This window comes from Acidobacteriota bacterium, assembly GCA_034211275.1.
Taxonomy (GTDB): domain Bacteria; phylum Acidobacteriota; class Thermoanaerobaculia; order Multivoradales; family JAHZIX01; genus JAGQSE01.
The window spans coordinates 1-9,974 of the sequence record JAXHTF010000065.1 but is presented as its reverse complement, the minus strand read 5'-3'; the positions used below and the strand labels follow the sequence as shown (position 1 = coordinate 9,974).

The window sequence follows — 9,974 nt, the reverse complement described above, 5'->3', positions numbered from 1 at the left end:
AACCCTTCTCCGCTTCCAAGAAAATCCGGCTCGTCCACCGGCTCGGCGAATCAATCGTCGCCAAAGCCCACCTGGTCGAGCGCTGCTGCCAAATCATCGTCATCGAAATCCGCCAATCCGAAATCTTCTGCCTGCACCTCGCCGGCTTCCGGGGTCAGGCAATGGTCCATCAGCGTCCGGAGTGCCGCGACGAAGTCGGACGCCACCCTTTCGACGGAAGCTCGCCGCAAGACGCCGGAGGAGAAGGTCCACTCCACCTCGAGCCGGTCGCCGAGGATCTGGGCATCAATTTGCAGGAGATGCTCACGCTGCCGATCCGGGCTCACCGCCAGACCGAGATTCTCCGTTGAGGGCTCCAGGAGCCGTCCTTCCGGCAGGGCTTGATCGAGCTGACCAAGGAAGTTGAAGCTGATCTCGGCGGCTTCGGCGAAAGGGGTGCTCCCCTTTCTCTTAGTCATGTGTGCCCAGAGACCGTAACCGAGACCCTTGTTTGGAATTTGCCTCACCTGGCGCTTCACCGCTCTCAGAACCGCACCAGGATCCTCCAGCGGCCCCGGTTCCAAGAGCACCGGATAGGAAGCGGTAAACCAGCCCACGGTGCGAGAAAGATCCACCTCGCCGGCAAACTCTTCCTCTCGCCCATGGCCCTCCAGGGTCAGGCGTACCGCATCGCCACCGGTCCACTGCACCAGGGCTACCGAGGCCGCCGCCAACAGGACTTCTTGGAGCTCGGTGCGATACGCGTCGGGCACCTCCTGCAGCAGGCTGCGGGTTTCCTCCTCGCCGAGCTCGACCTTCACCACGCCGGTGGCGGCCACCGAACGGTCGCCCTGCGGATCGTCCAGCGGCAGCGAAGGCGTTGAACGAGAGAGAATCTCCGTCCACAACTCCTCCTCCGATTCGGCGCCATCTCCGGAGGCGAGCTCCGCCAGCCTCCGAGCCCAGGCCTGGAAGGAGGTCGTCTTGAGCCCCAAGTCCACCGTTCCACCCGCCGCCAGCTGACGGTAGGCGGTGTCCAGATCCTCCAGCACCAAGCGCCACGACACACCGTCCATCACCCAGTGATGGGGGGCCAGGAAAAGGCGATCACCGGCCTCGCCGAGACGGTAGTAGGCAGCCTGGAGCACCGGCCCGCGATCCAGCCGCAGCCCAGCCATCAGGGCTCCCGTGAGGCGCTCCAGCTCCGGCCCCTGGTCCTGCGCCGGCAAAGACGATAGATCGACGTTCTGCAGACCGGCGACTAGCTCCTCGGATTCGCATCGCTGCGCCCAGTGGCCGTCCGCGTCCCGCTCGAGGCGCAGGCGAAAGGCGTCGTGGTGCTGCTGAATGGCCACCAGAGCCCGCTCCAGGACCTCCGGATCCAGCGCTTCGGTGACGGTCAGCAGAAGGGGCAGGGCAAAGTGATCACGGTGCTCCGGATCGTGTTCCAGGAATGCGTGCTGAATCGGCGTCAGGGGAACCGGCCCCACCACCGGCCCCTGCTCCGCCTGCACGCTGGGCGCCGCCGCGGCCTGCGCGAGCTCGGCCACCGTCGGATGCTCGAAGAGCTGGCGCGGGGTCAGGTGCACGCCCGCCGCCCGCGCCTTGGACACCAGCTGAATGCTCAGAATCGAATCGCCGCCGAGGTGGAAGAAATTGTCGTCGACCCCGACCTCGGGACGGCGCAGAACCTGTTGAAAGATCTCTACCAAGATCTCTTCCCGCCGGTCTCGGGGTGCCTGATATCGCGCCGTCACCTCCGATCGGTCCAGGTCCGGAGCCGGCAGCCGAGCGCGATCGAGCTTGCCGGTGGGCGATAGGGGCAGCGATTCCAGAGGCACGAAATAGGCCGGGATCATGTGCTCCGGTAGCTCCTGCGCCAACATCTCCCGCAGCTGCTCCGCCGACGGCACCTCGGGACCTTCCTCGGCAGTCCAATAAGCCACCAGGCGGATCTCACCGAGATCGTCCTCCCGGGGGATGACCACCGCCTCGCGCACCGCCGACAGCCCGGTCAGCACCGCCTCGATCTCCCCGGGCTCGACCCGGAATCCGCGGACCTTGATCTGCTGGTCGGCGCGGCCGATGAACTCCAGCACCCCTTGCGGGCTCCAACGCACCAGGTCACCGGTGCGGTAGTAGCGCTCCCCGCGGTGCAAGACGAATTTCTCCGCCGTCAGCTGCGGCCGGCCGTGATAGCCGCGACTGACCCCCGGTCCGCAAACCCAAAGCTCACCGGCCACCTCCACCGGCACCGGCGATCCCAGGGCACCGGTCACCCGCAACCCGACCCCCGGCAGAGGTCGGCCCACCCACGCCTCCCCACCGGTGAAATGCTGCGGCACCTCGTAGGCAGCGCAGATGATGGTGGCTTCCGTGGGACCGTAGAGGACGAAGATACGTGCCGCCGGGAAGACCCGCTGGAGATCCCGCAGCAACTCCGGCGGCACCCGATCGCCTCCCAGCATGATCGTGCGCAGATCCGGGAAATTCTCGTCCGAGGCTTCGGCGAGATCGACCAGCTGCCGCATCAGGCTGGGGACCGCGTGCACCCGAGTGGCTCGCCGCAACGAGTGCTCGAGACGCTCCGGATCGAGCACTTGATCGCGGGTTTGCAGCAACACCTGGCCACCGGTGACCAAGGGACCGAAGCATTCCAGCAACGAGATGTCGAAGGCGAAGGAAGCGAGATAGAGCATGACTTCGCCTGGGCCAAAATCCAGACTCTGTTGGGCGGCACCGAGGGTATGGACGAGATTGCCGTGCTCGACCTCCACCGCCTTGGGCCGGCCGGTGGTGCCGGAGGTATAGATCCGATACGCCACATCGCCGGTCTCGGGGATGGCCTTGCGAGCACCATCAGCCTGCGAAGCGTCGTCGGGAAGACTCGCCCAGGCTCCCCCACCGGCGTCCAGATCCACCATCCGGCAGCCTTCCCCAGGCTGGACCGGCGCCGTGCCGAGGGTCAACAGCACCGCGGGACGGCTATCCTCCACGAGGTAGCTCAAGCGCTCTTCCGGATACTCCGGATCCAGCGGCACGAAGACTCCTCCCGCCTTCCACACCGCCAGCGTGGCCACCACCATTTCCAGCGACCGGGCCAGGCAGATCCCCACCACCGAGCCGGCTTCCACTCCGATCGAACCCAGATAGCGCGCCAGCTGGTTCGCCCGGGAATCGAGCTCCTCATAGGTCAGGGTTCGCCCTGCCATCTCCAGGGCCGGACTTTGTGGTCTCGAGGCCACTTGCCGCTCGAAAAGCTCCACCACCGTCGCAGGACCTTCGAGCTCCTGCCGCCGGGGTCCCTGCCCCCACTCCACCAGCACCTGCTGCGCCTCGGCGGGGCTCAGGGGTGTCAGCTCCCCGAGCCGCGCCCAGGGGTCGTTCACCATGGACGAGAGCAGCCGGTGGACCCGGGACAGCAATCCTCGAGCAGCGTCGCTGGACATGCGGTTGCGGTCGAAGGCCAGATCGAGGCGCAGCCGCGCCAGCGGATGGGCTACCAGAGTCAGGCCGTAGTGCGGACGTTCCTCGGTGCGATAACCGTGGACCTCCAAACCCTCAGCGGTCTGCAGCGCTTCCTCTACTGGATAATTCTGGAATACCAAGAAGCTGTCGAAGAGCGAATCCCCCGCGGGCAGATCGCTCCAACGCTGAATATCCGCCAGGGCCGTGTGCTGGAATTGTCGTAGCTCCAGGTTCCGCTGCTGGAGCCCCCGGAGCCACTCCAGCAGAGCCTCCTCCGGCTCCATTCGTACCCGGATCGGCAAGGTATTGATGAACAGTCCGACCATCCCCTCGACCCCCGACAGATCCGCCGGCCGGCCGGAGACAGTGGCTCCGAAAATGACGTCCCGCTGGCGGCTGTAGAGGGCCAGCAACAAGGCCCACGATCCCTGGATCAGCGTGTTCAGGGTCACCTGGGCCCGGCGGGTCAGCTCGTTCAGTCGACGAGTGAAATCCTCTCCGAGATGGAGCTGGACCTCGCCATGGGCCGGAGCCTCCCCGCTGTTCTTGACGGCGGCCTGGAGAGGCAACGGCGTCGCCGACTCCACTCCCGCCAAGATCCGGGTCCAAAAGGCCTCGGCGGCCTTCTCGTCCTGGCTCTCGAGCCAGGCGATGTAGTCACGATAGGCCGGGACCGGTGGCAACTCGGCATAGGTCTCTTGAGCGGCAGCGGCATAGGAGGCGAAGAGATCCCGGAACAGGATCGGCAAGCTCCAACCGTCGAAGATGCTCTGATGGAAGCTCCACACCAGCTGCCAGGACCGGTCGTCCAGCCGCGCCAGCAGCAACCGCAGCAGCGGCGGTCGTCCGAGATCGAAGCCCCGTTCCCGATCCGCCTTGAGCTCCTCCTGCAGACGCCGAGAGGCCTCGCCGGCATCCTCTCCCCGCCCATCCTCCACCCGCCAGTCCTCCACGCGCACGGGCAACTCTGCCCGCACCCCGACCCACTGCACGGGCTGACGCAAATCGTCCCAAGCAAAGGCCGTGCGCAACACCGGGTGCCGTTCCACCACCCGGCGCCAGGCACCGAGGAAGAGCTCCAGATCGAGATCGCCCCGCAGCTCGCAGACCACCTGAGCCATGTACAGCCCGGCCTGGGGAGCGTAGAGAGCGTGGAAGAGCATGCCCTGCTGGAGGGGAGACAGCGGGTACAGATCCGCCACCGACTCCCCTATCGGCGCCCCCGCCGGCTCTTCCCCCGGCCCACCGGGTTGAGGACCTCCCGGGAGCGCCGATTCGGCGTCGGCGAGGATCCGCCGTAGAGTCGTCAAACTCAGTTCCGACCCCAGGGCACGGTGTGCCAAGGGGAAGTCGGAGGGTGTGCGCAGGCCGGCGCCGGGCTGAGCGCAATGCTCCGCCAGAGCCGCCAGAGCATCGATGGTGGCCTGGGCCACGGCCTCCACCGTCTGCCGCCGGTGGACCTCCGGGCTGAAGGTCCAGGCTACCTCCAGCTCGCCTTGGCGAAGACCGGCGTTGACCGCCAGCAAATGCGTGCGCGGAGCTTCGGGATCGATGGGAGGGCCGGGGTCCGCGCTGTCCAGTCGCACCGGCAGACCTTCGTCGCCACCGACGTCGTCCACTCGGCCGACGTAGTTGAAGAGAATCTCCGCCTCCGGCTGGGCGGCGAGGCGGCGGCCGGTCTCCGCGTCCGGAGACAAGTAGCGCAGCACACCGTAGCCCACGCCGTCTCCCGGCACCGCTCGCAGCTGCTCTTTCACCGCCACCAGTTCCGCTCCGGGCTCCCCATCCAGCCCCGGGGGCGGGCTCAGATCGAGGACCAGCGGATAGAGAGCGGTGAACCAGCCGACGGTGCGGGACAGATCCACGTCGTCGAAAAGCTGCTCTCGGCGACCGTGGCCTTCGAGCTCCAGGCGAACGCGATCGCTGCCGGTCCAATCCGCCACCGCGTGCCCGAGGGCCGCCAGCAGCGCATCCTGAACTCCGGCCCGGTAGGCCTTGGGAAGCCCCGCCACCAGGGCCTCGCTGGCCGGCGCCGGAAGCCTGGTAGTGAAGGTCACCGCCGTGCCTTCGGCGGTCGTACCTTCCGGGTCATCCACGGGCAAAGACAGGGCTTCCCCCCGCTCCTCCGCCAGCCAATAGGCCGCTTCCTCGAGAGCTCGGCCGGAGGCGGCCCAATCCTCCAGGCGCCGCGCCCAGTGCAGGAAGGAGGTGGTCTTGGGAGGAAGGGTCGGCTCCCGGCCCGCCGCCACCGCTTCGTAGGCCTGCATCAGATCCTCTACCAGCACCCGCCAGGAGACCGCGTCCACCACCAGGTGATGCACCGCCAGAATCAGCTTCTGGGAACCTTCGTCGCCGGGATCCAACAGCAGCACCCGCAGCAAGCGTCCGTTCTCGAGGCCCAGCCCCTGTTGGAGCTCTGTGCCAAACCGCCGAAGCGAGTCCTGGGTAGCCGGTTCGCCAGAGGTCACCACGGTGAGATCGACGGCCTGCGCGTCCGGTGCCGGGAGCTCCTGGATCCAGGTCGCCGCAGCGGCATCCGGATCGCGCCGGAAGCGCGCCCGCAGCTGGTCGTGGTGGCGCAGAAGATGACTCAGCGCACGCTCCAACTCCACCAGCTCCCACCGCTCTTCGAGCTCGAGCACCAAAGGCAAATTGAAATGCTCCGGCCGGCGGCGTTCCTGCTCCAGGAACCAACGCTGCACGGGCGTCAGCGGCACCCGACCGGTCACCGGCCCCTGCTCCGCCACCGACACCGGCGTGCCCTCGGCGGCGGTCGCGAGACCGGCGACGGTGGGATGCTCGAAGAGCTGGCGGGCGGTGATGCCGATGCCCGCCCGATTGGCCCGGGCGGTGATCTGGATGCTCAGGATGGAGTCGCCGCCGAGCTCGAAGAAGTTGTCCTCCACCCCCACTCGAGGCAGGCCCAGGACCTGCCCCCAGATCTCCGCCAGCAGTGCCTCGGTCTCGTTGCGCGGTGCCGCATAGGAGCGCTGCGCCGCCGCCGGATCCTCGTCCGGAGCCGGCAGCGCCTTGCGGTCCACCTTGCCGTTGGGGTTGAGGGGCAGCTCGTCCAGCTGAACGAAGCGGGAGGGCACCATATAGTCCGGCAGCTGACTCTCCAGGGCCCGGCGTAAGGCGCCGAAATCCGGAGCTTCCGCCTCCGGCACCACGTAGGCCACCAAGCGAAGGCCTCCGCCTCCCTGGCCCGGGCCGGCGTGGGCCACCACCACCGCCCGGCGCACCTCCGGCCGGCTCTCCAGCACCGCCTCCACCTCCCCTGGCTCGACCCGAAAACCGCGGATTTTGAGCTGGTAGTCCAGCCGGCCGAGGAATTCCAGGGCGCCGTCGGAACGATGGCGGGCGCGATCGCCGGTGCGGTAGAGACGGCGGCCGGGGCGTCGCGCCCAGGGATCGGGGACGAAGCGGACGGCGGTGAGCTCCGGCCGCCGCCGATAGCCCCGGCCAACGCCCTCGCCGCCGATGTAGAGCTGTCCCACCACCCCCGCCGGCACCGGCTGCAGACGGCGGTCCAGAACGTAGAGCCGGGTGTTGGCCAGGGGCCGGCCGATGGGCAGCTGGTTACGGCCCACGGGCTGGTGCAGGGGCAGCTCGTGGACGGAGGAGGTGATGGTGGTCTCGGTGAGGCCGAAGACGTAGACCAGCCGCACCCCGAAGCCACGCCAGATCTCCAGCATCCGGCGACGGGGGCGCTCGCAGCCCAGCAGCAACAGGCGTAGCGCCGCCGGCGGCGCCGAGCCCCGGGCGTCCAGATCCTGAACCCACTCCTGCCAGAAAGCCGCCGGCAGCTCCACGGCGGTGACTCGTTTTTCCTCCAACACCCGCTGGAGCTGCGCCGGCGCCAGCAGCAGATCCTCCCGATGCAGCACCACCGTGCCGCCGGCCAGGAGCACCGGAAAGACTTCCTCGATGAGCACGTTGAACGCCGGCGAGGCGAATTGCAGCATGCGGTCCCGGGGCCCGAAATCGCAGCGCCGGATCATCGACCGGCAATAGTTGAGCAGCGCCCGATGCCCCACCAGAACGCCTTTGGGATGGCCGGTGGAGCCGGAGGTGTAGACCAGGTAGGCGAGATTCTCCGGCCGCGGGAAGGGCTCGGCAGCCGCCCCAGGGTCGGCGAAGGATTCCACCGCCTCAGCGAGCAGAGCAGAGCGCCCCTCCCCCGCCAGCTCCGGCAGCCGGTCGAGGACCCGCTGCTGGGTCACCACCAGCCGCGCACCGGAGTCCTGGAGGGCGAAGCTCAGCCGTCGGGCCGGGTGTTCCGGATCCAGGGGCAAAGCCACGGCGCCGACCTCGAGAATGCCCAAGAGCCCCACCGGCAAATCCAGGGAGCGCTCGACGCACAGCCCCACCACCGTTTCCGGTCCCGCCCCGGCAGCCCACAGCTGCGCCGCCAGGCCGCGGGCCCGGGCCAAGAGCTGAGCGTAGGTGAGCTGCTCCTCGCCGTCGTCGGCGGCCACCGCGTCGGGGCTGGCGGCGGCGCGGCGGGCGAAGAGGGAGCAGACGGTCTCCGCCCCCAGCTCCTGGTGGCGGCCGCGGCTCCACTCCAGCAGCAGCTGGTGCTGCTCCGGGGCGGTGACGGCGTCCCAACCCTCCAGGGTCAGATCGGGCTCCGCCACCAGCGTTTCCAGCAGGCGGCGCAGATGGCGCAGCAGACGGGCGACGGCGGTGGCGGTGAAGCGCTCGCGGCGGTACTCGGCCTTGAGCCGCAGGGCCCGCCCCGGGGATACCACCACCATGAGGGGAAAGCCGGGCTCCTCCAGGATGTCGAAGCTGCGGCAGGCGAGGCTCCCGGAACGCTCCGCCAGAGCCTCGTCCAGGGGATAGCTCTGGAAGCTCAAACAGCTGTCGAAAAGCTGCCCGCCGGCGGGCAGAGAGCTCCACTTCTGAATCTCCGCCAGCGGCGTGAAATCGAAGCCTCGGGCCTCCAGCTGGGCCTCCTGGAGGCGCTGAAGCCATTCCACCACCGGCATCTCGAAGCGCAAATCCGCCCGCACCGGCAGGGTGCTGACGAACATGCCGAGGATGGATTCCACTCCCGGCAACGAAGGGGGGCGGCCGGATCCGATGCTGCCGAAGAGCACCGTGTCCTCGCCGCTGTAGATCGACAGCAGGCGGGCCCAGGCGCCTTCGAAAAGGGTCGCCGGGGTCAGACGGTGGTGGGCGGCGAAGGCGGTGACGGCGGCGCTCAGGGACTCCGACAGCGCCAGATCCTCGACGCCATGGCCGTCGTCACCAGCGGCGGCGCCGAGATCGAGGGGAGAGGGGGTGGGGATGCCCGCCAGGCGCCGCTTCCAGAACGCCTCGGCGGCGTCCAGGTCCTGCTTCTGCAGCCAGGCGATGTAGTCGCGGAACGGCGGGCGCTGGGGCGCCGGCGGCGCTGGCTGCCCCGCCGCCGCGGCCTCGTAGAGCTCCAGGGCCTCCTCCAGCACCAGCGGGTAGGACCATCCGTCCAACAGCAGATGGTGGAGCGTCCAGAAGAGCTGCCAGCGGCGCGGTCCGAGGCGCGCCAGGGTGATGCGCTGCAGCGGCGGTTTGCTGAGATCCAGGCCGCGGGCCCGATCTTCGGCCAGGAACCGCCAGCGGCGGCTCTCCTGCGCCGGCTCGTCCAGGCCGCTCCAATCTTCCAGCTCGAAGGGCACCACCACCCGGCGAGCGACGACCTGCAAAGGCTTGGGAGTTTTCTTCCAAACGAAAGCGCTACGAAGAACCGGATGACGATCCACCACCTTCTGCCAGGCCGCCTCGAATGCGGTGAGATCCAGATCGCCTTCCAGCACTCCCACCACTTGAACGAGGTACGCCCCGGGCTCCAGGATGTCGTGGAACAACATCCCTTGCTGAATGGGCGTCAACGGATATGCATCCGCTACGTTCTGTCTAGCCACCTAGCCGGTTCACCCCCCGTCCGCCGTCAGCTCTCCCCTTCTCACCCGTTGGCGAACTCGCGTCCTAAGGTCCTCAATCACCGAAATCGATCTCGTCGAACGCCTCCGCCAATTCGTCCTCGTCGAGCTCCGTCAGGGCGAAGTCCGACGCGGTGAAGCCCCCGGCCTCGGGGTCGAGGCAGTGGGCGACGAGGGTCGAAAGACCGGATATAAAGCGCCCCGCCAGCTCGCTCACGGTGTCCCGCGGCAGCTGGTCCGGACTGAAGCTCCAACGAGCCTTGAGGCGGCCGCCGGCCACCTGGGCATCGATCTGGAGTGGAAATTCCAACGGCTGGCGGGGACTCCGCGGCGCGCCCGCGGCCTCTCCGGCGGGGCGGAACAAAGCCCCCTCCGGTAGCGCCTGGTCGAGCTGCCCCAAGTAGTTGAAGCTCACTTGAGGCTCCCCCTGCAAATCCTCCGAGGAACCGCTCTCCACCAGCCCTGTCTCTTGTGCGCCATAGCGTAACAGGCCGTAGCCCAATCCGTTACCCGGAATCCGGCGCAATTGTTCCTTCACCGCCTTCAGCGCCTCCCCGGGACCGGACTCCGGACCGGGGTCCACCAGCACCGGGTAGACGGTGG

2 protein-coding genes are annotated in these 9,974 nt (G+C 68.2%); both read right to left on the bottom strand.

The features are described from left to right. Positions 1–50: 50 nt before the first annotated feature. Positions 51–9,353, bottom strand: a complete 9,303-nt coding sequence (locus tag SX243_12170; protein ID MDY7093718.1) for an amino acid adenylation domain-containing protein — start codon at positions 9,351–9,353, stop codon at positions 51–53. A gap of 73 nt (positions 9,354–9,426) precedes the next feature. Further along, positions 9,427–9,974, bottom strand: a 548-nt coding sequence (locus SX243_12165) for a condensation domain-containing protein (GenBank protein ID MDY7093717.1), incomplete at its 5' end; no start/stop codon positions are given.